The sequence below is a fragment of the Streptomyces sp. BA2 genome, assembly GCF_009769735.1.
GTDB lineage: Bacteria > Actinomycetota > Actinomycetes > Streptomycetales > Streptomycetaceae > Streptomyces.
The window spans coordinates 9,345,753-9,371,091 of the sequence record NZ_WSRO01000002.1; the positions used below are offsets into that span (position 1 = coordinate 9,345,753).

12 protein-coding genes and 1 pseudogene are annotated in these 25,339 nt (G+C 72.2%); 12 read left to right on the top strand and 1 reads right to left on the bottom strand.

Annotation, left to right across the window (positions count from 1 at the left end; all coding sequences use genetic code 11):
* Window positions 1-38 precede the first annotated feature (38 nt).
* The 9 genes from E5671_RS44800 to E5671_RS44840 are packed head-to-tail and all read left to right on the top strand — an operon-like array spanning window position 39 to window position 20,784.
* On the top strand, window positions 39-4,046 hold the full coding sequence (locus tag E5671_RS44800; RefSeq protein WP_160509901.1) for a non-ribosomal peptide synthetase: 4,008 nt from the start codon (window positions 39-41) through the stop codon (window positions 4,044-4,046).
* On the top strand, window positions 4,043-10,969 hold the full coding sequence (locus E5671_RS44805; RefSeq protein WP_160509902.1) for a type I polyketide synthase: 6,927 nt from the start codon (window positions 4,043-4,045) through the stop codon (window positions 10,967-10,969). Before E5671_RS44800 ends, E5671_RS44805 begins: the two co-directional genes overlap by 4 nt.
* Window positions 10,970-11,026: 57 nt before the next feature.
* Window positions 11,027-12,565, top strand: a complete 1,539-nt coding sequence (locus E5671_RS44810; RefSeq protein WP_160509903.1) for an ABC transporter substrate-binding protein — start codon at window positions 11,027-11,029, stop codon at window positions 12,563-12,565.
* Window positions 12,562-13,539, top strand: a complete 978-nt coding sequence (locus E5671_RS44815) for an ABC transporter permease subunit (protein ID WP_160509904.1) — start codon at window positions 12,562-12,564, stop codon at window positions 13,537-13,539. Before E5671_RS44810 ends, E5671_RS44815 begins: the two co-directional genes overlap by 4 nt.
* On the top strand, window positions 13,539-14,324 hold the full coding sequence (locus E5671_RS44820) for an ABC transporter permease (RefSeq protein ID WP_160509905.1): 786 nt from the start codon (window positions 13,539-13,541) through the stop codon (window positions 14,322-14,324). Before E5671_RS44815 ends, E5671_RS44820 begins: the two co-directional genes overlap by 1 nt.
* Window positions 14,321-15,925 carry an ABC transporter ATP-binding protein gene (locus tag E5671_RS44825; protein WP_160509906.1) on the top strand — a complete coding sequence of 535 codons (1,605 nt, stop codon included), beginning with the start codon at window positions 14,321-14,323 and terminating at the stop codon, window positions 15,923-15,925. Before E5671_RS44820 ends, E5671_RS44825 begins: the two co-directional genes overlap by 4 nt.
* A gap of 13 nt (window positions 15,926-15,938) precedes the next feature.
* Window positions 15,939-17,333, top strand: coding sequence for a class I SAM-dependent methyltransferase (locus E5671_RS44830; protein WP_160509907.1), 1,395 nt, complete (start codon window positions 15,939-15,941; stop codon window positions 17,331-17,333).
* Complete coding sequence (locus E5671_RS44835; RefSeq protein ID WP_160509908.1) at window positions 17,330-18,757, top strand: class I SAM-dependent methyltransferase; 1,428 nt, start codon at window positions 17,330-17,332, stop codon at window positions 18,755-18,757. The genes E5671_RS44830 and E5671_RS44835 overlap by 4 nt, the downstream gene beginning before the upstream one ends.
* The gene (locus E5671_RS44840) at window positions 18,754-20,784 is read left to right on the top strand and encodes a condensation domain-containing protein (protein ID WP_160509909.1); all 2,031 of its coding nucleotides are present in this window, start codon (window positions 18,754-18,756) and stop codon (window positions 20,782-20,784) included. Before E5671_RS44835 ends, E5671_RS44840 begins: the two co-directional genes overlap by 4 nt.
* Window positions 20,785-20,828: 44 nt before the next feature.
* Here E5671_RS44840 and E5671_RS44845 read toward each other — a convergent pair whose 3' ends face one another.
* A complete protein-coding gene (locus tag E5671_RS44845; protein ID WP_160509910.1) occupies window positions 20,829-21,752 on the bottom strand; it encodes an NAD(P)/FAD-dependent oxidoreductase in 924 nt (307 codons plus the stop codon).
* A 124-nt stretch (window positions 21,753-21,876) separates the two neighbouring features.
* Here E5671_RS44845 and E5671_RS44850 point away from each other — a divergent pair, with 124 nt between their 5' ends.
* From E5671_RS44850 to E5671_RS44860, 3 genes and pseudogenes are all read left to right on the top strand, one after another.
* Window positions 21,877-22,941 carry a saccharopine dehydrogenase NADP-binding domain-containing protein gene (locus E5671_RS44850; protein ID WP_160509911.1) on the top strand — a complete coding sequence of 355 codons (1,065 nt, stop codon included), beginning with the start codon at window positions 21,877-21,879 and terminating at the stop codon, window positions 22,939-22,941.
* Window positions 22,942-23,354: 413 nt separating this feature from the next.
* A pseudogene (locus tag E5671_RS47570) lies at window positions 23,355-24,380 on the top strand (IS110 family transposase).
* 719 nt (window positions 24,381-25,099) lie between these two features.
* Window positions 25,100-25,300: a hypothetical protein gene (locus E5671_RS44860; RefSeq protein WP_160509912.1), complete on the top strand. Its 201-nt coding sequence runs from the start codon at window positions 25,100-25,102 to the stop codon at window positions 25,298-25,300.
* Window positions 25,301-25,339: the final 39 nt, after the last annotated feature.

Below are 25,339 nucleotides of genomic sequence, written 5' to 3' on the forward strand. Positions count from 1 at the left end.
CCCCAGATCAGCCATGGAATCTACGGAGCGGAGTCCGGATGAGCCAGTTCGTCCCTGCCGGAGAAGTCCTCGCGGGCAACGGCGTTCTCGCGAGCGCCGACGTGCTCGCCGACACCGTCGAGTGCATCGGTGAAGTGCTCGGCACGCAGAGCGACTTGATCACCCCCGACACGCCTCTGTCGGCCCTGGGTCTCGAGTCGTTCACCGCCGTGCGGCTGCGGCGAAGGATCCGCGAGCGGACCGATGCCGACCTTCCCCTCACGGCCTTCCTCAATGGCGCCACCGCACAGGACATCGCGGCCCGGCTCACCGCCGCACTGCGGGCCCATGCGCCGGGAGCCCTCGACGCCCCTGCCGCTACAGCGGGTTCAGAGTCAGAGGACGACGGCGCGCCCTTCCCGCTCACTCCCGTCCAGGCGTCCTACTTCGTCGGCCGGGAAGAGGGACTGCCGCTCGGCGGCGTCGCCACCTTCTACTACTACGAGTACGACCGCGTCGCCACGGACCCCGTCGCGGATCTCCAGCGTCTGGAAGCGGCCTGGAACCGGCTGATCGAGCACCACCCGATGCTCCGCATGACCGTCGACGAACGCGGACAGCAGCGCATCCTCACCGACGTCGGGCCTTACCGGATCGGCACCAGCGATCTCCGTAACGCCTCCCCGGACGACATCGGCCCCGCGCTGTCCCGCCTGCGCGACGAACTCTCCCACCAGGTCCGGCCGACCGGCACCTGGCCGCTCTTCGACCTGCACGCGGCGCTGCTGCCGGACGGCAGGACACGGCTCCATATCGGCGTGGACGTACTGATCACGGACCTCGCAGGCTGGATGCTCCTCATGCGTCAGTGGGGTCGGCTCGTCGCCGACCCCACCGCGCACCTTCCTCGCCCTGCCACGGAGTTCGCGCGCTTTCAGCGGGAACGAGCCGCCGATCCGGAATGGACCTCGCGACGAATACGCGACCGTGCGTACTGGGCCGAGCGCGCCTCCGCCCTGCCCCCTGCCCCACGGCTTCCCGTGCTGCGCGAGTCGGCGGACACTACTCCTCCCCGGTTCGTGCGGAGCGCGGCCTCCCTCGACGCGGACACCTGGGCCGCGGTCCGGGCCCGCTGCGCGGAAGCCGGGGTCACGCCGACCGCCACTCTGCTCGCCGCCTTCGCCGCGGTGCTCGGCCGTTGGGGAGCCGGAGAGCGGCTCACCCTCAACACCACGTTGTTCGACCGGCCCGAGACTTCGGGCGAGGCCGCCGACGTGGTCGGAGACTTCACCACCACCGCACTCGTCGCAACACCGCCGTTCACCCCCGGACACTGGGACGGGTTCGCCTCCTATGCCGCGGAGGTCAACCGTCGCTTCTGGGAAGACCTGGACCACCGTTCCGTCTCGGGCGTCGAGGTGCTCAGGGACCTAGTGCCCGAAGCGCCCGGTGAGGGCGCCGCCACCGCTGCGGGCCCCCGCTACCCGGTGGTGTTCACCAGCGGAGTGGGCATCAGCGGCGACGAGGAACCGCCCGCCGCGTGGATCGGCGACGAGGTCTACGGCATCTCCCAGACCCCGCAGGTCCTCCTCGACCACATCGTGTGGGACGAGGGCGGCCGACTCCGGCTCGCCTGGGACTCCGTCGAAGGGGCGTTCCCCGACGGCTACGTACGGGCATTGCTGGACGCTCATGTCCGGCTGCTGTGCCGTCTCGCGGAGAGCGCCGCGTGGCAGGATCCCGCGCTCGGCTGGGACCCGACCTTCAATCCGGAGGAACCGCTCGACGTCAACCCGTTCCCGGACGCCGGGCCCCTGCTGCACTCCCCGGTACAGGAGGCCGCCCACCGGCACGCGGAACGGCCCGCCCTGCACGGGGCATCCGGCACCGTCACCCACGGGCGGCTCGCGGAGAACGCCGCCGCCACGGCCACGCTGCTCGCCGCCCACCAGGCAGGGCCCGGCGAACTCGTCGCCGTGGCCTGCGAGAAGGGCGTCGCGCAGATCACCGCGGTGCTGGGTGTCAGCGCGGCAGGGGCGGGCTATCTGCCCGTCGAGCCGGACTGGCCCGAGGTCAGGATCGCCGCCGTCTGCGAACGAGCCGGTGTGCGGCACGCGCTGGCCGGACGCGGGGTGAGCATCAACTGGCCGCAGGGCGTAACCGTGCATCGGCTGACTGCCGCGGGCAGGCCGACGCGCGGGTCCGTCCCAGAAGACGTGACGGAGCCGAAGACGCCCGGCCCGGACGACCTCGCGTACACGATCTTCACCTCCGGATCCACGGGCAGTCCCAAGGGTGTTGAGATCCAGCACTGCGCTGCCCGCACCACCATCGACGACATCGTTGACCGGTTCGCTATCGGCCCCGATGACCGCGTACTCGCGCTGTCCGCCCTCAGCTTCGACCTCTCCGTCTTCGACATCTACGGAGTCCCGGGCGCGGGCGGCTCCCTCGTCCTCCCCGACCCCACACGCCAACGCGACCCGCAGCACTGGCTCGAACAGGCGGGACGTCATGGCGTCACCGTGTGGAACACCGCCCCCGCACTCCTCGAAATGCTCGTCGAGTACGCGGAGATGGAAACGGAAGCGGCCACCGCAGCCCTGAGCAGCCTCCGTCTGGTGATGCTCTCCGGCGACTGGATCCCGCTGACCCTGCCCGACCGGCTGCGCGCCCTTGCCCCGCAGGCAGAGTTCATGAGCCTCGGCGGCGCCACCGAGGCGTCTATCTGGTCCATCACCCACCCCGTCCAGCGCACCGACCCGGACTGGCGCAGCATTCCCTACGGGCGGGCGCTGCGCGGCCAGTCCTTCCACATACTCGACGAACAGGGCGCTCCATGTCCGGTCGGTGAGGCGGGTGAACTGTTCATCGGCGGCGACGGGCTCGCCCGCGGCTACACCGGTGACCCTGTCCAGAGCGCGGAGCGCTTCGCCCGCCACCCGGTTCTCGGGCGCCGCCTCTACCGCACCGGTGACCTGGGCCGCTGGCGGGTGGACGGGACCATCGAGTTCCTCGGCCGCGCCGACCGGCAGGTGAAGATCCGAGGGCACCGGATCGAGCTGGGCGAGATCGAGTCGGTGCTCGCGAGACACCCCGGAGTGCGCCAGTGCGTCGTCTCCTCCGTACCCGGGCCCGACGGGCGGCCCCGGCTTGTCGCCCATCTCTCGCCGAAGGGGACCGGAGAGGGCCCGGCGTCTCTGCCGTCACCCGAGGAGCTGGCGGGTGCGCTGCGCGAGCGGCTGCCCGAGTACATGATCCCCAGCCGGTTCGTCGTCCTGGAGCAGTTGCCGGTCACCGCGAACGGGAAGATCGACCATGCGGCGCTGGCGAATCCGTATCAGGAACGGGCTGCGAGCGGCGAAGTCCGCGCCACGGTCGCGCAACCGGCGACCGCTGTCGAGCCCGCAGGTATGAACGACGGGCCAACGAGCGCGGGTTGGGCCGCCAAAGCGCTCGACGAGGCCGCCGCGCTCGGGCTTGAGGCCGCGATCGTGCTCAGGCCCGGTGCGCTCGCCCCCGACCAAGCCCTCGAGGCGACCGCGCTCTGGCTGCGACGGGTGCAGGAACTGGCCGAACCGTCCCGTCTCGAACCACGCCTCTGTACGGGCGGACTGGCCGAGGTCGTCCACCATCCGGCGTCCCCGGGCAGCGCGACGACCCCCAGTCCGGTCCCGCCTCCGGGCACCAGTGCATCGAGTACGCCCGCGGCACGGCACGCCAACCCCGCGCGAGAACGGGCCGTGCTCGATGAAGTCGCCGCCGTCCTGGCGGATCTGACGGGAAGCCCGGTGACGGCCGACAGCACCTTCGCCGCGCTGGGGGCGACCTCGCTCACCCTGGTCCTCGCCCATCGCAGGCTCCGGCAGAGCGTTGCACCGCGCCTGGCGCTCGCCGACATGTTCGCGCACGCCGGCATCGGCTCTCTCGCCGCCCGTATCAGCGAACTACACGTGCCGACTGTGACAGACGAGGCGAACCCGCGGGTCGCCGCCGCACCCGTACCTCAGCAACGCCGGGCCTCACGGGTCGCCGCGCGTGCCCTCGCCCGGGAGACCGCCCGATGAACGAGCCGACCACGGAACAGAGTTACGCACCCGGGGCAGCCGACCGGGCCGCACAGGACGAGCTGATTGCTGTCACCGCCCTCGATTGCCGCTTCCCGGGCGCCCCGGACACCGAGGCTTTCTGGGACCTGCTGGTGGCGGGACGCAGCGGGCTGACTCGTCACACCGAGCAGGAACTTGCTGAGGGCGGTCTGCCGGGCCGACTGCGGCGCAGTCCCGCGCATGTGCCGGTGAGCGGCGTGATCGAAGGGCAGGACCTGTTCGACCCGGAGCCGTTCGGTCTGACCGATGCCGAGGCCGCCCTGATGGACCCGCAGCAGCGGCTGTTCCTGGAGGCGTGCCTGCGGGCCCTGGAACGGGCCGGGCACGGTGGGGGTGCGGGGGCGGGCGCCGTCGGAGTCTTCGCCGGGTCCGCCCACAGCGACTACCTGACGCGCAACCTCGCCCGCCGGTACGCCGACTCCGCCGCCGACCCGGTGGGCAGTCTCCAGGCGGCGATCTCGGGCGTGGGAGACTACCTGCCGCTGCACGTCGCCCACCGCCTAGCCCTCACCGGACCGGCGCTCGCCGTGGGAACCGCCTGCTCCACCTCGCTGGTGGCCGTCCATCTGGCCGCGCAGTCCCTGCTGGCAGGGGAGTGCGACACCGCTCTGGCCGGTGGCTCATCGCTGATCGTGCCGCAGGGCCGTGGCTACCTCCACGTACCCGACGGGATCTTCTCCGTGGACGGGCAGGTGCGCACGTTCTCCGCCGAGGGCACCGGCATCGTGCACAGCCAAGGGGTGGGCGTCACCGTCCTGCGCCGCCTCGCGGACGCACTCGCCGACGGTGATCCGGTCCTCGCCGTGCTGCACGGTTCCGCGGTCAACAACGACGGAGCGGACCGAACGGGCTTCACGGCGCCTTCGCCGCGCGGTCAGGCACGCGCGATCTCCGAGGCCCTCGCCCTGGCCGGTGTCACGCCCGACATGGTCAGCTACGTCGAGGCCCACGGCACCGCGACACGGCTCGGAGATGTCGTCGAACTCGCCGCCCTGAAGACGGTGTTCGGTCAGAACGGCCCCGCCTGGTGCGCCCTCGGCTCCGTCAAGAGCAACATCGGGCACGCCAACGCGGCGGCGGGCATCGCCGGCTTCGCCAAGACCGTGCTCGCGCTGCACCATGGGGTGCTGCCCGCTTCGCTCGGCGCGCTGCCGCTGAACCCCGATCTCGACCTGGAGAACTCGCCGTTCACCGTGCCCCACCAGGCGGGCGAGTGGGCGGGGTTGCGCCACGCGGGCGTCAGCTCCTTCGGGATCGGCGGCACCAACTGCCATGTGGTCCTCGGCAGCGCGCCGCGGCGGGCGGTCGCTTCAGCCGACCGCCGACCCCAACTGGCCCTGTTCTCCGCGCATCGGGACGATGCGTTGGAGCGCCTGGCCGATGCCACGGCTGCCGCCCTGGAACAGCCCGGTGCCGACGCGGCCGACGCCGCGTACACCCTGCACACCGGCCGGAGCGAACGGTCCCACCGGGCGGCCGCGATCATCGGCGACCGGCCCGGCGACACCCTCCGTGCCTTCACCTCCGCACCCCGGCGCACCGTCCCGCCGACCCGGCCAAGGGTCGTCCTCGCCTTCCCCGGCGGCGGAGCCCAGTACCCGGGCATGGGGCGGGAACTCCTGGACGATGAACCGGAGTTCGCGCGCACGGTCGCGGAGTGCGCCGCGCTCTTCGACGCGCGGGGCGATGGCAGGGGGTCCGGCCTCGGCGCGCTCCTGGCCGCCGCTCCCTCGGACGAGTCGGCCGGGCGGCTGCTGCGGGACCCCGTGTACGGCCTGCCGGCCCTGTTCACCGTCTCGCTCGCCACTGCGCGCACCCTGCGCTCCTGGGGAATCGAGCCGGACGCGCTGGTCGGACACAGCCTCGGCGAGTACGCCGCCGCCGTGGCCGCCGGAGCGCTCCGGCTGAGCGATGCCGCCACCCTGGTCGACGTGCGCTCCCGCGGGATGTCCCGCACAGCGGGCGGCGGCGTGATGCTGAGCGTGGCCCTGCCCGAGGACGAGACCGTCAAGCTGCTCGGCGATCACCCGGACCTTGACCTGGCGGCGGTGAACGCGCCGCGGTCCTGCGTGGTCTCCGGACCCGTGGCCGCTGTGGTCGCCCTTGAGCGCGACCTCACCGCCGACGGCGTCCACTCCGCGCGGCTCCACCTGGACGCCGCCGCACACTCCCGTCTGGTCGACCCCGTCCTGCCGGAGCTGCGCGCCGCCGCCGAAGCGACGCTGCCCGGCACGCCTGCCGTGCCCCTCGCCACGACGCTCACCGGCCAATTGCTGCTCTCGCCGCCCGGGGCCGACCACTGGGTGCCACATCTGCGGTCCGTGGTCCGGTTCTCCGACGCCCTGACGACCGCCCTCGGCACGGGACCTGCCGTCGTCGTCCAAGTGGGTCCCGGCAGTGGCCTGTTGCAACTCGTACGTCAGCACGGCGCGGCGAATGTCGTCGCCACGCTGCCCACCTTCCCGGGACGCGAGGACAGCCGGGGCGCGCGGGCCGCGCTGCTCACGGCCGCCGGCGAGCTGTGGACACACGGCGTCAGCCTCGACCCCGAAGCCATCCACCGGCCGGGACGCCGCCGGATTGCCCTGCCCGGTCTGCCGTTCGAGCGCCGGAGGCTGTGGATCGACCCGCCCGAGGAGACACGCCCGGGCGCCCCGATGCCGTATGCGCCGGCCGAGCCCGACGAGGAGGAGCCGTTCCAGGTACCGGTGTGGCACCGGACGCCTCCCGTGGACGCGTTCGGGCGCCTCGAGGGGCGCTGGCTCGTCGACGGGTACGCGGACTCGCCGCTGCTGAGCGCGGTCCGCGAGGAGTTGACCGCCGCCGGGGCCCACCCGGTCACGCTGGCGGAGGCCGCTGCCGAACCGGCGCTGCCGTGTGCGGGGATCGTCATGGTCGACGCGGAGGGCGCGGATGGGGATGGCGTCGACGTACCTGCCGATGCCGGTCACGGCGCCGACGCGCGTGTCGAGGGCGCGGACGGCGAGGCCGCGAAGGGCGACACCGGCCATGAGCGGGCCTACCAGGCCGACCTGTCCGACCGGGCCGAGCTTTCTGATCGAGCCGCCGCGTCCGAGCTGGCGGGCCGGGAAGCCACCGCCGGTCTCAGCGCGAGAGCGGCCTCCGCCGACCCCGCCCGGCGCGTTGCCGACTCGGTGCTGGGGTACTCCCGAGTGGCCCAGGCCGCCGCCCCTTGGGCTGCTACCGCCTGCCTGCTGCATGTGAGCGCCGGTGCGCAGCACGTGGAGAGCGCCGACCGGCCGGCACCCGACGGTGCGGCGGGACTCGCCGTGCCGCGCGTCCTGGCCCAGGAGTTCCCGGGACTTCGCTGGCGCACCCTTGACCTCCCGGCCGGGCCGGTGCGTGCGCAGGACGTCCGGAGCGTGTGCGAGGAGGCGGCCGCGCTGACGGGTGGCGGGCCGAGCGGCTTGGAGGCGGCGTACCGCGGCGGCCACCGCTGGGTCCGTGGCATCACTCCCTGGCAGCCCCCAGAGCCGGAGCCGGAGCTGCGCGGCGACACCGCCGTCGTGATCGGCGGGCTCGGCGACGTGGGTCTCGCCCTGGCCGCACATCTCGCACGCGGCTCCTGGCGGGTGGTCGTCACTGGCCGCGATGGACTGCCGGCCGACCCGGTGCCGGGCAGCCCGTCGGCCGAGCGCGCCGAAGCCGTACGGCGGCTGCGCGAGGACGGCATCGAACTGGACGTACGGGCCGTCGACGCGGCGGATCCCGACGCCACCGCGGCCCTGCTGCGGGAGGTGGCGCAGCAGTACGGCCCGCTCGGCCTCATCGTGCACGCGGCCGGAGTCGTGGCCTCAGCCGCGGTCACCCCGTTGCGTGCCGTGGCGGAGGAGACCGTTCGGGACCACGCCCGGGCGAAGGTGACGGGGGCGATGGCGCTGCGATCCGCTCTGCGCGGACTGCCGGACGAACTGCGCCCCGCGCACGTACTCCTGATGTCGTCGGCCACCACCTTCGTCGGCGGCCTGGGACTCGCCCCCTACGCCGCGGCCAACCGCTTCCTCGACGCGCTGGCCGAACGGGAGGACGCTGAACGGGCCGGAGGCACCCGCTGGGTCAGCGTCGCCTGGGACGGCTGGCGCATCGGCTCCGGCGGCACCGAACGGGTCGTCGCCTCACGGCACTCGATCGGCCTGCGGGACGGCATGCGCTCGGTGGACCGGCTGCTCGCGCTCGCCGGACAAGGCCGCGCACCCGCGTCCCTCGCGGTCTCCCCGGCGGATCTGGCCGCACGTACCGCCGGAACGGCCACCGTCGTTCCGGGCCGCCGCGAGACGGCCGACGGCACCCCGGGGCAGGGAGCGCCCGCGCTCCAGGGCGTCGCGGAAGAGTTGCTCGCCGGACTCTGGTCCGAGCTGCTCGGCTTCCCTGTGGCCGACCGCGACGCGGACTTCTTCGCACTCGGCGGCCATTCCCTGCTGGCCACCCGCATGTTGGCTCGGCTGCGCGACGAACGGGGCGTCGTCCTGCGCCTCCAGGACCTCCTTGCCCGGCCCACGGTCGCGGCACTCGCACAGCTGATGCCCGTGAGCTCCGCAGCACCCCCCGGGTCCGGAACTAGAATCGAGGAGACAGCGCCGGTCGATGCGGGAGAGCAACCAGTTGCCGACAGCGGCGAGTTCCCCCTGACGCGTGTACAGCACGCCTACTGGGTCGGCGGCTCGGGTGGCTACCGGCTAGGCGACGTGCCGTGCTCCTTCCACCTGGAGTACGACTGCCCCGGCCTCGACACGGCGCGCTACGAGGAGGCGTGGAACCGCGTCATCGCCCGCCACCCGATGCTCCGCGCGGTCATCTCCCCTGAAGGCCGCAACCGCGTCCTCGACCGGGTGCCCCGCTACCGCATCCGCGTCCAGGACCTGACCGGGCAGAGCGAGGACCAGCGTGCGCGGAAGCTGGAGCAGATCCGCGCGCGCCTGGTGCGCAGGGAGCCGCGTCCCGGCCGCTGGCCCCTTGTCGACATCAGAGCGGCCCGGCTGCCCGGCGACATCGTGCGGCTCTTCGTCAATGTCGACGTACTGGTCTGCGACACCGCGAGCTATCTGATCTGGGACCGCGAGCTGCGGGCCCTGTACGAGAAGCCGGAGCACCAACTGCCTCCGGTGCGCACGACGTTCGAGGAGTGCGTGGCAGCCCTGGAGCGACGCGCCGGGTCTCCCGAGCGTGCCCGCGCGGCGGCCTACTGGCGGGCACGGATCGACGCCCTGCCCGGTGCTCCCGCCCTGCCGTTGAGCACCGCGCAGGGCGAGGAGCGTCCCCGCTTCGGACGGCGCAGCGCCCAGCTCGAACCGGGTGACTGGGCCTCGCTCAAGGCGGAGGCGGCCCGGCGCGGCCTGACGCCGACCGCCGTCCTGCTCGCTGCGTACGGGGACGCGTTGGCCGACTGGTCCGGTCAGGACCGGTTCTCCCTCACGCTGACTCTCTTCGACCGCCCCTCCGGGCTGCCCGGTGCGGACGAGGTCGTGGGCGACTTCACCTCCCTGATGCTTCACACCGTCGACCGGTCGAGTGAGAATTCGTTCGCGAGTGCCGCCGCCCGCGCGCAACGCACGCTCTTCGAGGATCTCGACCACCGAGAGTTCTCCGCACTGGAGTTGCTCGCCGAGAAGTCCGTGCGCACGGGACGCACCGAGTCCGTGCCCGTCGTCTTCACCAGCGCCCTGGGTCTGTCCGGGCCGCTCGGCGGCGGCCATGACCTGGATTGGGTCGGCACGCCGGTCCACGGAGTGAGCAGCACCCCGCAGACCTGGCTCGACCATCAGGTGCTCGAACAGCATGGTGCGCTGCTGCTCCAGTGGGACGTACTGGAAAGCGAGTTGTCCGCCGACGAGGCGGACAGGGTGTTCGCCGAGTACGTCGCCCACTTGCGCCGCCTGGCGCGGGGCGAGGCCGCCTGGGAGGAACTCCGGGAGCCGAAGACGGGAGCGGCCGACCCGGCTGCCCACGCCCGCGGCGCCGGTGGCGGCGCTGATGTCGACGCCGCGCTGCTGCTGCGTGAGGGCAACAGTGACCGGCCCTTGTTCCTGATCCACCCCTCCGGGGGCGACGTGCTCTGTTACGGCGAACTGGCCGGGCTGCTCACGGACGGACGTCCCGTCGTGGCGCTCACCGATCCGGCACTCACCGGCGGAGTCGGCGCCCAGGACATCGCGGGGATGGCCGACCAGTATCTGGCGGCCATCCGCTCCTACCAGTCAGGTGGCCCCTACCTCCTGGGTGGTTGGTCCATGGGCGGCACCCTCGCCCACGCCATGGCCTGCGAGCTGGAACGGCGTGGAGAGCGCACCGACCTCCTCGTGATGATCGACTCGAACGTGCCCGACCGCATCCGGTCCCTCGGCGGAGCCGGGCCCGACGAGGACCGGGCGATCGCCGCCGTCCGCTATCTGCGCTCCCTCGAAGCGTTCCTCGACATGGACCTCGGCCTCGGTGAGGACGAGGCCCGGCGACTGCTCGCGAAGCCGTCCCCGGACGCCCGGTCCGCGGTCGCCGCAAGGCTGCGTGAGGCCGGGCTCGTCGGGCCTCGGGAGACCGCCGACGTACGGCTGGAGACCTTCGAGCGGCATCTCCGTGCCCTCGGCGATCATCAGGCGGGCCAACTGGCCTCCTCCGACACGCGGTTGTTGCTCTTCCGCGCCGCGCAGCCATCGCCCAGCAACGCCGGAGTCGGCATGGGGGTCGACGACGCCCCCGACCTCGACTGCCTGGGCTGGCGGCCCCATGTGCCGGGCCCGGTCGAGGAGGTGTCCGTCGACGGCCACCACTACTCCCTCCTGACCGGACCGGCGGCAGCCCGGATCGCCGCCCTGACAGACCGTGCGCTCGCCGCCGTGACCGCCGGGCGGCATCAACGCCGCTGAGTTGGCCGCGCGTCAGTCACACGCCTCACGACCACTCCCTTTGACCCGGAAAGAACAATGAGACTCAACACCCCTTCACTCGCTGTGGCCGCCATCGGCGCCCTGCTGCTCACCGGATGCTCGTCATCCGACGGCGCCCAGGACACGGCGGCCGGCTCCGACCAGAAACCGGTCGACGGCGGAACACTCCGCTACGCCGTGTCCGGCTCGCCCGCCACCGCGAGCGACGACCCGCACGGCGGACTGGGCAACGAATCCGACCTGCTGCGCTTCGCGCTCACGTACGACGTCCTGACCGTCCCCGGCAAGGATGGTTCGCCCAAGCCGCGCCTGGCCGCGTCCTGGAAGCCGAACAAGGACCTGGACCGCTGGACGTTCCGGCTCCGCGACGACGCGAAGTTCACCGACGGCAGCCCGGTGCGCGCCGACGACGTGCTGTACTCCCTGCGCCGCATCGCGGGCAAGTCCGCCGAGAACTACGGCCGGCTCGCCGACTTCGACATGAAGGCGTCCAAGGCGGACGGCGATCACACGGTGGTCCTGGCCACCCGCGCGCCTATGGCCGAGGCGGCCAAGGCCCTGGAGTCCATCAGCTTCGTCGTGCCCGAGGGGACGAAGGACTTCGCGAAGGCCGTCCCCGGATCCGGGCCGTTCAAGGTGCGCAAGTCCGGGGCGCAGGCGGCCGTACTGGTCCGCAACGACCGCTGGTGGGGGCCTCGCCCGCATCTGGATCGCCTGGAGATCCAGGCCGTCGCCGATCCGCAGGCCCGCGCCAACGCCGTCACCTCGGGACAGGCCGACGTCGCGGGCAGCGTGAGCCCCGCCGCGGTCAAGAGCACGGGCGGCGCCGGTGGATCACAGGTCGTACGGCGCAAGGGCGTCACCGAGTACCCCTTCATCATGCGTACGGACACCGAGCCGTTTGACGATGCCCGGGTCAGGGAGGCGTTCCGCTTGGCCACCGACCGCAAGGCTCTCGTGGACACGGTCTTTCTGGGCTACGGGCAGATCGCCAACGACCTGCCCACCCCGTACGACCCCTCGTACCCCGACGACCTTCCGCAGCGTCGCCGTGACGTCGCGAAGGCGAAGAGGCTACTCAAGGAGGCAGGCCATGCCGACGGTCTTAGCCTGACCTTGCACACCACCACCGCGTACCCCGGCATGGACACCGCGGCCACCCTCTACTCGCGCCAGCTGTCCGAGATCGGCGTGAAGGCCAAGGTCAAGGTCGAACCCGCCGACACGTACTGGACGGCCGTGTACGCGAAGAAGGCTTTCTACACCGGCTATTACGGCGGCATCTCCTTCCCCGACCTGGTACGGGTCGGCCTCCTCTCCACGTCCCCGACCAACGAGACGGCCTGGAAGAACAAGAAGTTCGACGCCGGTTTCACGCGGGCCATGGGCACGCTCGACGCCGACCGGCGCAACACCCTGCTCGCCGGGATCCAGCGGGACCTGTGGAAGGACGGCGGATACGTCGTGTGGGGCACCGGCGACGGTCTCGACCTGGCGGCCCGCGGCGTGCAGGGGCTGCCCGAAGGCCCCGGCTTCCAGCGGATGTTCATCGACCAGGTCTGGATGGCCAAGTGACGCTCCGCCCGTTCCTCCCGGTACTCCGACCCGTCCTGCTGACGGTGGCGGCTACGGCGGTCGTGTTCGCCGCCACCGCGCTGCTGCCCGGCGACGCGGGCGAGGTCCGTGGCGCGGGGCGGGCGTCGGAGGGGGAGCTCGCCCAAGAACGGGAGCGGCTCGGCCTCGACCGGCCCGCCCCGGTGCGCTATCTCGACTGGCTGTCCGGCGCGGTGCGCGGCGATCTCGGCCGGTCTCTGGTGAGCGGTCGCGCCGTGACCGGGCTCTTCGCCGAGCGGTTGCCCGCCACGGCCGTCCTCGCCGCCCTCGCCCTCGCCCTCACCGCGCTGCTGACGGCCGCCGCCCTGACCGTCGCGTTTCTGCGCGGCGGTCGCGGCGGCGCGGCGGCGACCGGGGTCGCCGCGATACCGCAGTCGGTGCACGCGGCCGTCCTCGGCACGGTCTTCGCCGGAATCCTGGGCTGGCTTCCGGCCGTGTCCCTGCTGCCGCCGGGCGGCTCGCCCTTCGACGCACCGGAGGCGTTGGTGCTGCCTGCCCTCACGCTGGCGTTGCCCTCGGCGGCGTACGCCACCGCACTGCTGCGCGGAACGCTCCTCGATACCCTGCGCCGCCCGCATGTCGACGACGCCCGTATGCGGGGCCTGCCACCCGGCCTCGTCCTGATTCGGCACGTCCTGCCCTTCCTGCTGGTTCCGGCGGCGCGGGTGACCGCGCTGGTGGCGGGCGGGTTGATGGCGGGCACGGCGCTGGTGGAGACGGTGTTCGGCTACCCCGGCACCGGCAGCCTGCTGGTGTCGGCGGTCGCCGTGCGGGACGTACCCGTCGTGCAGGCCGCCGCGCTGCCCCCGATCGTCGTCCTTCTGCTGTGCATGCTGGTCGCCGACCGTCTTGACGTACGTCCCTCGGGGCGGGCGGGGGCCACGGGGCGCGGTAGCGCGCCGACCGTCCCGGCGGTGGCCGGGGGGAGGGCCTGATGCGGGCTTTGCCTGTCCTCGCCGTGGCACCGGCCACGGCTGCCCTTGTCCTCCTGGGGCGGTACATGGCCCCGCACCACCCAGAACAACAAGTCGGTGTGCCCTGGCGGCCGCCGGGCTCCGAAGCGCTCCTTGGGACGGACGGCCTGGGCCGTGACGTGCTGTCACGTGTGCTGTACGGAGGCACTGACCTGATGGCGGTGTCACTACTGGCCGCGGTGGTGGCAGCGAGCTGCGGCACCGTGCTCGGGTTGGCCGCCGGGTGGACCGGCGGGTTTGTCGCCCGAGCGGTTTTCTGGCTGTGCGACCTGCTCCTTTCGGTGCCCGCGTTGGTCCTCGCGCTGGTCCTCGCCGTCGCCCTGCCGGGCGCGACGGCGGTGGTGGTGGCGTCCGTGCTCAGCGGCACACCGCTCACCGCACGTGTGGTGGCCGGTGAGGCGGCTCTGCTGCGGGAGAGCGGGCATGTGCGGGCAGCCCAGGAACGGGGCGAGACAGTGCCCTACGTCCTCGCCCGCGAGGTGCTGCCCGCGCTGCGCGGCCTGGTGACGGCCGACGCGGGGCTCCGCCTGGTGACCGCGCTGCAGATCGCATCGGCCCTCGCCGTCCTGGGGCTCGGCCCTCAACCTCCGGAAGCGGACTGGGCGTTGATGCTCAGTGAGAACTTGCCGGGGGCCGCTCTCAATCCGTGGGCGCTTCTGGCGCCCGCCGCGCTGCTCGCGGGCTGCGCGTGGGCGCTGGCCGCGGCGGCGCACCGGGTGGGGCAGGGAAGGGAGTACGTCGCATGACGACAACTCCGGAGTTGCTCGCGGCGGAGGGGCTGATCGTGCGCCGGGCGGGGGACGGTTCTGTCATCCTGCCGCCGACCGGCCTGCGGGCCGCAGCGGGCCAGGTCGTGCTCATCACCGGCGCTTCGGGGTCGGGCAAGACGACGCTGCTGCACGCCCTCCTGGACACCTTGCCTCCGTCCCTTCACCGGTCGGCGGGGACCGTGCGCTGGCAGGGCACCCCCGTCAGGCAGGGCCGGGCCGCCCGCACATGGCGCCGCACGCGGTGCGGGTGGCTGGGCCAGGACCCCGGCGCGGGGCTCCATCCGCTGTGGCGGGTCGACCGCCTGATCGGCGAGAACCTCACGACCGACCGCGACACCAGATCCTCGTACGTCGCCGAACAGCTCGACCTCCTGGACCTGCCACCCGAGACAGCCGCGCGCCGCGCGGCCGAACTCTCCGGCGGCCAGGCCCAACGGGTGGCCCTGGCCCGCGCGTTGGCCACCGACCCCGCACTCCTGATCCTGGACGAGCCGACATCGGCCATGGATCCCACGACGGCGTCCCTGGTGACGCGGGCCGTCGCGGCCCGCCGTGGCTCACCGCACCACTGCGTGCTCGTGGTGAGTCACGACGAGTCCCTGTTCGGGGAACTGGCGGACACGACGCTGCGCGTCGCTGCGACCGCCGGTGGTCTGCGCCGCTCCGAGGGCGGCGCGGGGGTACTCCGGGGGGCGCGCTGCGACCGGCGATCGGGGGACGGCGTTGCTGAAGTGGCTCTCAGCGATGGGGAGCCGTTGCTGGAGCCCGCGGAGATTTCGCGCTCAAAGCGGCCGATGCCTCGGGGCGGCCGGGAGGCCGTGCCGTTCCGCGACGGTCCGCCGGATGAGGCCCGGCGCCATCCCCTCCTCTCGGTACAACACCTCCGCCTGGCCACTCCCGACGGGAGCGTGCTCCTGGAGGACGGGGCGTTGGAGCTGGCAGCCGGGAGTTCCACCGTCGTGATCGGCAGTTCGGGGGCCGGCAAGACGACACTTCTGCACGCGCTTGTCGGGCGGCGGCCCGCAGCGGGCGGGACGTTGGTGCTGCACGGCACGCCGGTGCCGGGACCCACCCGGCACCGCAGCCGCGATCAACTGCGCGCCGTGCAGCTTGTCGGGCAGAGCGCCGTCGACGAACTCAACCCGGCCCACCGCGTGGACCGGGCCGTGGCCAGGCCGCTGTCCGTGCTCCACGGCCTGGGCCGGGCCGCCGCCCTCTTTGAGGCGCGGACTCTCCTCGTGGACGTCGGGTTGCCTCCCGGCTCCGAGGCGCGGCGCCCGCACCGGCTCTCCGGTGGTCAGCGGCAGCGCGTCGTCCTCGCCCGGGCCCTGGCCGCGCGCCCCGACGTACTGCTCCTCGACGAACCCACCGCATCCCTCGATGCCGGAACCGCCCGGGCCGTACTGGACCTGCTCGACCGGGTCCGTGCGACAGGCACCGCGATCCTGACCGCCACCCACGACCCGGCGGTCGCCGCCCGCGCGGACGACGTACTCGAACTGCGTGAGGGCCGCCTTGTCCCGATTCCACACGCCGCCCCCCTTTACGCCGCGCCCGCGCGCCCCCTCACCCACTGAACGGAGCCTCCAGATGCCCGATGACACGACCGAATCGACAGCCGCCACCGATCAGCGGAGGATCACCGAACTCATCGCCGACCACCCCTGGGTGGCCCACATACGCCCCGGCCCTGATGGAGTCCTGCTTGTCACGCCCCGTCCGAGCGCGACAGCCGTCCTCCCGACCCCTGGCCCCCTGGTGCGCGAGCACCTGGCGCACTGGGCCGAGGTGTACGAGTGGGTCTACGAGACCGGAGAAGGCCGGCATGCCGATGATCTCGATCTGTCCGGCTGGCGCACCTCCGGCACCGGGGAGCCCCTGTCCGCTGCTCACATGCGTGACTGGGTGGACCGTACGGTCGAACTCATCCTTGCCCAGCGGCCCCGCCGACTGCTGGAACTCGGCTGTGGGACCGGCTTGTTGGCCCACCGGCTGCACACCCGGCTCGATGGCTACGTCGGCACCGACGTGACCGACGTGGCGGTCGACCGGCTGCGCGCCGCCGGCCTGCCCCGCACCGCCTTCGTCCGTGCGGCAGCCCACGAGGCGGAGTCGTCCGCCGTGCGGCAGGCGATGGAAGGGGTGTTCGGCCCCGGCGCACGCCCCGACTGCGTTCTGCTGAACTCCGTCACCCAGTGCTTCCCCAACCTTCTGTATCTGACGGCATTCCTGCACCATGCCCTGGCCGCGGTGGAGGACGGCGGCACGGTGATCATCGGCGACATCCGCCACTCGGCGCTCCTCGAAGATCACTTCGGCCGGATGGAGAGGGCCCGCGACCCCGAGGCGTCCGACGCGGACATCACCGCGCGGGTCGCCGCGGCCGTGGCCGCTGACGGGGAACTCTCCTTCGCCCCCGAGGCCGTACGCGAGATCCTCGCTGCCCACCCGCGCACCGTCCGCATGAGCGTCCACGCCCGCACCATGGCGGAGGACTCGGAACTCACCCGCTACCGCTACGACCTCGTCCTGCACGTGGGCCCCACCGCAGGCGCCCCGGACGCGTCCGAGGTGCGCCGACTGCCGTGGCAGGGTCCCGGAGGCGAACAGCTCCCCGCCGAGCTGCGTGCGGCCCTCACTTCCGGCCCTGTTGTCCTGCACGGCATTGCCAACGCGCTCCTCACGGACGCCCCGGACGCCGTCACGCCCTACGACCTGCGGCAGGTGCTGACAGGTATGGACGCCGCCGTGCTGCTCGACCCCGCTGACCCCCGGATGCTCGCCGTCGCCGCACCGGCACACTGTGCCACCGCGGCAGCCCACCCTCCGGCAGACGCACTCGCCGGAAGACTGGCCCACGAGCCGCTGCCGGCGTTCGTGCGACGCCGGCTGCCGGAAGTCCTGCGCGACCACATCCGCCGCACGGCACCCGGCACCGTGCCGCCAAGAATCGTGGTGGACGAGGCGTCGGAGGCATCGGGATGACCACCTATTCCACCCCGGCGACCGAAGCCCTGGCCGAAGTCCTGTCCGGTCTGACCGAGGTCGCCGCCTGGCAACTGGTCCCGAGCGCCGCGGGAGACACCCTGCTGGTCGCCGGTCCGGCCACCGCGGAGGAGGGCGTCAGCGGCGCCGGCTCCGCCTCCGCCACCCACGCCGCCGCCTCCGGCGATGCCGCCATCAGCGGCACGGATCTCACCGAACTCCCGGCGCTGATGCGGCTGTTGGACGAGAACGCCCTGCTGACCATCGCGCGCATCCTCGACCGCACTCGGCTCTTCCGTGGCCCGGAGCCCCGCACAGCCGCCGAGGTGGTGAATGCCCTGGGTGCCGTGCCCCGCCACGCGTGGATCGTCCGGCGCTGGCTGCGCACCCTGGTCGACGAGGGGCGGCTCGCACACGACCCGGTAGCCGGCGGCTACCGAGATCTCACCGCACCAGATCGCGCGCAGCACGCTCGCGCCCGCCGAACCCTCGACGAAGCGCGCCGAGGCATGGGCTATCCGGAGTCCATGACGCGGTTCTTCCTCGCCGCTGCCGACCGGCTGCCGCTCCTCCTCCAGGACCGTACGAGCCTGCAGGGAGTGCTCTTCCCGGAGGGGGACACGGGAACGGCCGAGGGTAACTACCGTGACAGCGCACCGAGTCGGTGGGCCAACCACGCCGCCGCCGACCTGATTGCGCAGGAAGCCCACCGACGGGAGAACGGGGGGCGGCCGCTCCGGGTCCTGGAGGCGGGAGCGGGGGTGGGCGGAACGACGGAGGCCGTGCTCGATGCGGTCCGCGACGCCCGCATCGACTATCTTTTCACCGACGTATCGCACTTCTTCCTCCAGGCCGCCCGCACCCGCTTCGGTGCCACCCCCGGCTTGCGCACAGCGCTGTTCGATATCAACGCCGACCCTGCCGTGCAGGGCTTCGCCCCCGGCTCCCACGACGTGATCCTCGCGGCGAACGTCCTGCACAACGCCCGCCACGCGGGCCGCGCACTCGCAGCCCTGCGCGAACTCCTCACACCCGATGGCCTGTTGGTGCTCGTCGAGTCCTGCCGGGAGCGCTATCAGGCGCTCACCTCGATGTACCTGCTGATGTCGCCGCAGCCCGACGAGGAGGGCTGGTTCACCGACCTGCGGGCCGGACAGGACCGGGTCTTCTTCAGCGAGGAGGAGTGGGCCAAGCAGCTCGACGCCGCAGGGTTCCGGCCCCTGCCGGTCCTGCCACCTGCCGGGCACCCCCTGGCCGCCCTCGGCCAGCACGTCATCGCGGGCCGCCCCAGTCCCGGCCACGGACGCCCCGACCCCGCCCGGGTCGCCCAGGCGCTCGCCCGGCTGCCAGGGGCCGCCCGACCCGCCCGCGTCCACGCCGTGGACCGCGTACTTCCCACCACCACGTCTGGAGCCACCAGTTGACCCCGCCCGCCGCAGCCGCCACCGCGACCTCCCCCTCATTCCCCGCCGCCCCGGACGACCTCGTGCAGGCCGTGCGCGGTGTATGGGCCGACGTACTGGACACCGACACCGCGTCCATACCGGGCGACGCCAGCTTCCTCAGCCTGGGCGGCGACTCGGTCCTCGCCGTCCGCATGGCCGCCCTGGTCCGCAAGCGCCTAGGGGTGAGTCTCGCCCTGTCGGACGTACGCGTCGAACACACCGCCGTGCACCTCGCGGCGCTCCTCCACGAGCGCGGCACCGCTGGCAGCGGCGTGCCGCGCACGCTGGATCTGGACGTCGAGCGGCGCGCCGACCCGGACGCGCCCTTCCCGCTCCTTCCGCTCCAGCAGGGGTACTTCGTCGGCCAGCAGGACGCCTGGGAGCTGTCCTACCGTTCCGCCCACCACTACGTGGACATCGGTCTGGAGGACATCGACAGCGAAGAGATCGCCGAGGCGCTCCAGGACGCGCTGGAGCGCCTGGCGGAACACCAGTCGGTACTCAGGGCCCGCGTCCTGCCCGACGGCAGGCAGCGGATCCTCCCCCTCGACGACCCCGACGCCATGCCGCGCCTGCGGGTGATGGACCTCAGTACCGCGGGGGAGGAGGAGGTCGCCACCACCCTCGCGGTGATCCGGCAGGAGATGAGCACCGAGGGCCCCGACCCGGCCACGGGCTGCGGCCTCGACATGCGGCTCACCCTGCTCCCGGGACACCGTGCCCGCCTGCACTCCTCGACCAGCCTGCTGATCATCGACGGCTGGTCGTCCGGCGTCTTCTACCGGGATCTGTTCGCGCTCGTGTCCGACTACAACGCGGTACTCGCCCCGCTGGACGTCGATTTCGGGGACTACGTCACCAGCCTGCGCGACCTGCCCGACACCGAGCAGTGGCGCCAGGACCGGGACTGGTGGTGGGAGCGCCTCGACGCTTTCCCGCTGCCCCCGGCGCTGCCCCTCGTGGCGGACCCGGCCGACGTCCGGCCGACGCTGATGGGCACCCGGCAGGCCGTCCTCGACGCCGAACGGTGGGCCGCGCTGCGCGCCCACTGCGCCGAGCACGGGGTCACACCGTCGGCCGCGATGTTCGCCGTGTTCTCCGCTGCCGTGGCCCGTGCTTGCGGACACCGGCGCTTCCTGCTCAACACCCTCCAGCTCAACCGTCTTCCGCTGCACCCCGATGTGCCGCGCCTGGTGGGCGCGTTCTCGTCCACGATGCTCATGCCGGTCGAGCTGCCGCGGAACCCCGCCTTCGCCGATCTGGCGGTCAGCGCACAGGAGGCCATGGGCGACGCCCTCGCCCACCACCTGATCACCGGAGTCGAGGTATCCCGGGAGCTGGGCCGCCGCCGCGGTACCCGCCGCCCGGTCGCCCCTGTCGTCTTCCAGAGCACCCTCGGGGTGGACGCCGCGCTGGGCAGTGAAGTCCCCCATGAGGCGGGCCCGTTGGGCCGTATCGATCTGCTCAGCCACCACCAGCAGCTGAGGACCCCTCAGGTTGCGCTCGAGGTCCGCCTCTTCGAGCTGCGCGGCGAACTCGTCGTCGTCTTCTCGCTGGTGGAGGAGCTCTTCGCGGCCGAGGAGGTGGACCGCATGTTCCAGGACGTGCTGACCACCGTCGAATCCCTGGTGGACAAGGAGGGCTGGTCGGCACAGGTCGAGCTGCCCGCCGAACTGGACGCCCCACAGGCGGACCTCGAAGCCACGGGAGGGCGGCTTTCCGTCCCGTCGGCGCAGGCCACGCCGGTCGAGGAGCCCGGAGCTCCCCGTGACGACCTCGAACTGGCCATCGCGGCCGACTGGTCCGAGCTGCTCGGTTGTGAGGTGACAGACCGGGCGGCGGACTTCTTCACGCTGGGCGGCGACTCGCTCCTCGCGGTACGGATGCTCGGCGCACTCGCCCGCAAGGGCGCCGGGAAGGTGACACCCCGCCGCTTCCTGGAGCGCCCCACGGTGGCCGGTCTAGCCACCGCGGTACGGGAGGCGGGCACTCCCGAGGCGGGATGAACCATGCGGCGGGAGCGCGGTACGTGCTCCCGCCGCACACTGGCTCAGCCGCCGAGCCCCGCGTCCTCCCGGAAAAGCTCCTGCTCCGCCCAGACCGCCGCGCGCGCCCCGTCCGCGGCGCCCGTGACCACGAAAGTCAGAGCGTCCGGCAGCGCCTCGAGCCGGGCGGCGTCCCCGGCCGCGTACACACCGGGCACGCTCGTGCGCTGGAACTCGTCCACGCGGACACAGCCGTCGGGAAGCGCCTCACAGCCGAGCTGCTCGGCGAGCGGAGAGTGCTGCCGGGTCGGAGCCCGGTGGTACACGGCCTGCCTTTCGATCACCCGCCCGTCCGCCAGGACGAGGCGGACCGCGCCCTCCTTGCCCTCGATCCGGGAGACTGGCGTCTCGTCGACGGCGATCCCGGCGTCGGCGAGCTTGCCCGCCGCCTGCTCGGGCACCGGATGCCCGTCCGTGCACACCACCACGTCGTCACTGAACCGGTCCGCGACATACAACGCCTGCATGACCTGGGGGAGTTCATGACCGAGGACGGCCAGTGTCATGCCACGGGTCTCCCAGCCGTGACAGAAGGGGCAGTGATAGACGCCCCGGCCGAAGAGCTCGCTCAAGCCCTCCACCTGGTCCAGGACATCGACCTGCCCGGTGGCGATGACCAGCTTGCGGCCCGACACCCGCTCGCCGTCCGCGAGTGTCAGCGCGAACCCGTTCCCCTCCTTCTCCGCCGTGTCCACCACTGCATCGCGGATCTCCACGCCGGGGTACGCCGCGAGCTGTTCGCGGCCTATGCGCCGCAGTTCGGCCGGCGGGAAGCCGTCACGGCTGAGGAGCATGTGCATCTCGGCGGCCGGTGCGTTGCGCGGTGCACCGCTGTCCAGGAGCAGCACGTCACGGCGTTGACGGCCTGCCACGAGCGCCGCGTTGAGACCGGCTGGGCCTCCACCGACCACGAGTACGTCGTACGACATCGTTCTCCTCTGTTGTTCTCAAGGCGCCTGTGTTGTGCCCGGGGGCGTCACGTCCCGATGTCTTACTGATAATAGTTATCAAATTCATGTGATGGGCCGTAACATCCAACGAAAGGGCGACCTCATGGACTCCACCCCGAAGATCGGCATCCTCGGCGGCTACGGAGCCGTTGGCAGTGCGGTGGTGCGCCGCCTGCGGCAGGCCGGCATCGGCCCGCTCCTGGTGGGCGGCCGGGACCGGGCCCGCGCCGAAGCCGTCCTCGGAACGGCCGTCGGCGCGGAGGCCGTTGACCTCTGGGGCCCGTCGCTCGACTCCTTCGTCAGCCGCTGCCGCCTCGTCGTCAACTGCGCCGGCCCGTCCTACCGCGTCCTCGACACGGTCGCCCGGGCAGCCCTGCGCCACGGCGTGGACTACGTCGACGCGGCGGGCGACGACCCCGTCCACGCCCGGCTGACGGCGGAGGGCGACGGAGCCTGGCAGGCCGCGGACCGCGCCGCCGTACTCTCCGCCGGGGCGCTGCCTGGGCTCTCCGGACTCCTGCCGCGCGTCCTGCTGGACCCGGCCGTGGCCCCCGCCCGCCTGGAGGGATACGTGGGCGGCGTGGCGGCACTCACCCCCGCCGCCGCGGGGGACGTGCTCCTTGCCCGAGGCCCCGAGCACGGCACCCCCTCCGCGGCCTGGGAGGACGGGCGGATACGTGACCGCGCCCTGGAGCCGCGTCGCGACCTGCGCCTCCCGGCCTTCCCCCAGCCGGTCGCCGCCTTCCCCTATTTGCCCACCGAGACCGCCCGCCTCGCCGGGGCCGTGGGCATCCGCCGGGTGCACTGGTACACCGTCTTCGGGGGAGAGCGCCTCGCCGAGGAGCTCGCCATGGCCTGGGCCCTGGACAGCGCGGACACCACCGATCTGGTCCGAGCGGCGGACGAGGACGTGCGCCGCCATGGCTCCTGGTACGGGCAGGAGTTCCGCGTATGGCACGACTCCGACGAAGGCCCGCCCGCCCGTACGCTCACCCTGCGCGCCGAGGACTCCTACGAGCTCAGCGGCTTCCTCGCGGCAGTCGCAACGCAACAGGTCCTGTCCGGCGGAGTGCGGCCCGGCGTGCACTTCGCGGCGGACGTCCTCGACCCGCAGACAACCGCTAAGGCCCTGGCGGCGGACGCGGTGGCAGAGGTGGATATCACCTGAACCGCCGGTCGGCTGCGCAGTGCCCTGACCCCGTCCACCTCCTCGGGAAACGATGCTGACGGTTTGCTGACCAGCGGTGGTCCGAGGAGTTCCTGACCTGCACTACGACGGTGATTTCGTGGCAAGTGGTGAATCATCATCGGCTGGGCGGAGCCGCCCTCCGGGGTCACAGTGGGTCGGCTGGCCCCTGGCGCGGACCCATGGTGCGTTGGCGGTGCCGGGCTGGCGGGGTGTGTCCCGATAGGGGCCTGCCGTCTAGTCGGCGCCATCACGGTTCAGACCGCCCGGCTAGGCCGGTGCCAGCCACCCAGCACATCACCCATGCGGGAGGCGGGCGACCATGACACCCAGGCAGCGCAGCACCTGTCCCACCAGCACCGGCCCACCCGCTCGGGGCGAGGTCGTTCTGGGGGGTGGACACTCACGGCGAGATTCATGTCGCCGCACTGGTCTGCCCGTTGGGCCAGGTCCTGGGCACCAAATCCTTTCCGGCCACAGCGCTCGGATACCGTCGGCTCCTCGCCTGGGCTCGCAAGCGGGGGACGGTGCGCCGGGCCGGGGTGGAGGGCACCGGTACTCTCGGAGCGGGCCTGTCGCGCTAACTGCTGGCGGAGCAGGTCGTGGTGTTCGAGGTGAACCGGCCCGACCGTACGGCCCGCCGTCTGCTGGGGAAGTCGGACCCGCTCGACGCGCAGGCCGCCGCGCGGGCCGTGCTCAGCGGTCGCGCCAGGGCTCGCGCCAAGACCGGCGATGGTCCGGTGCAGAGCGCCCGGCTCTTGAAGATTGCCAAGGACTCCGCAGTCAGGGCCCGCACCCAGACGATCAACCAGTTCAAGGCCGTCCTGGTCATAGCCGACCCGGCCCTGCGGGAACGACTGTCCAGCCTGGGTAACCGGGAGCTGTTTCGCACCTGCGTCCGTCTGAGCCAGGATCAGGGGGATGACGGGGACGGCGAGGCCCACGCCACCCGGATCAGCTTGAGCATGCTGGCCCAGCGCATCGAACACCTCACCGGGCAGATCGATGAACTCAATCAGCGCCTGACCCGGCTCGTCGAAATTCACGCCCCGCAGCTGCTCGCACCGGTGGGCATCGGCCCGGACAGCGCCGTCACGCTCCTGATCACCATGGGGGACAATCCCGAACGCGTGCACACAGAGGCATCGTTTGCCGCCCTTTGCGGAGTCAGCCCCGTCGAGTACTCCTCGGGCCGCCGGAGCTCGCGCCGGCTCAACCACGGCGGCGACCGGAAGGCGAACGCCGCCCTGCACCGCATCGTGTTCACCCGCATACGGGTCGACCCGCGCACCCAGGCGTACTACGAACGCCGCACCCAGGAGGGCAAGACTCGTCGTGAGATCATCAGGTGCCTCAAGCGATATGCCGCCCGCGAGGTATTCAACCTGGTCAAAACGGTATCCAGCGACCCTCTGTTATAGGGGCGTCCGTGACAAATGTTGACTCCCGTCGGCTTGTTTCAGCAGGGGGTCTGCCTGCGGGGCGACGGTGCGGCGCTGGTCGGCCGCAGCTTGGGAGCAGATGCTTCCGGTAGGTCGGGACGCGCCCAGTGATTTGAACAACTGAAGGCATCGTGGCGCGGGGTGGCCATGATCGCAGTCGCTCGTCCGCGGCCTGTTGTGGGTGCAGATGGTGCAGTGAGAAAGGGACGGATGACCGATGCGGAGCTATCCGCGAAGGTGGTCGACGATCGCACAAGTGTCCTTACTGGCCTTGTCGTTCGTTTGGACGCGTCCCCCTATCTACGCCGAATTTAACGAACTACCGGTAGCACCCACGGCTGTCAGCTGATGCCAGTGCCTCCGGCAAACACCCCTCAAGTACGCGGCCGACAAGCCCGGATGAGATCCACGCGTCCGCGGCGGCTATCGCCGGGCACTCCGGCTACGGCTGCGGCCTGGTGGGGGAATTGGGAAACCGGCAACGATCTCGCCTTCACGCTGACGGCCTTGGGCGCCTCCTTGCTGACACGGTTGGCCGCGAACAGCAGTGTCTGGACCGAATTCGTCCCGGGCTTCGCGCTTCTTCCGCTCGCTGTCGGCACCGCCTTAGTCTGCGCCACAACGGCAGCGATGAATGGACTGCCAGGACATGGGCCGCGCCTCCCGGTCTGGTCAGCACCTCGCACGAACTCGGCGCGGTGTGGGGCGTCGCCATCTTCTCGACCATCGCCGGGGCGAGCCTGGAGGGAGGAGGCGCGGTCGCGACGGCCAGGACCGGAAGCTTCGACAACGCCTTCAGCGCCTGCGCGATCACCGGCGCTGTAGTCGCCGCCGTCGGAGCGATACTGCTGCCGACAGGGCGCCCGGACCTCGACGCAGGGGCCGTTATGGCGCACTGAGGCCACTGGCCCCTGCGGATCGCGGACGGCTTCCCATCA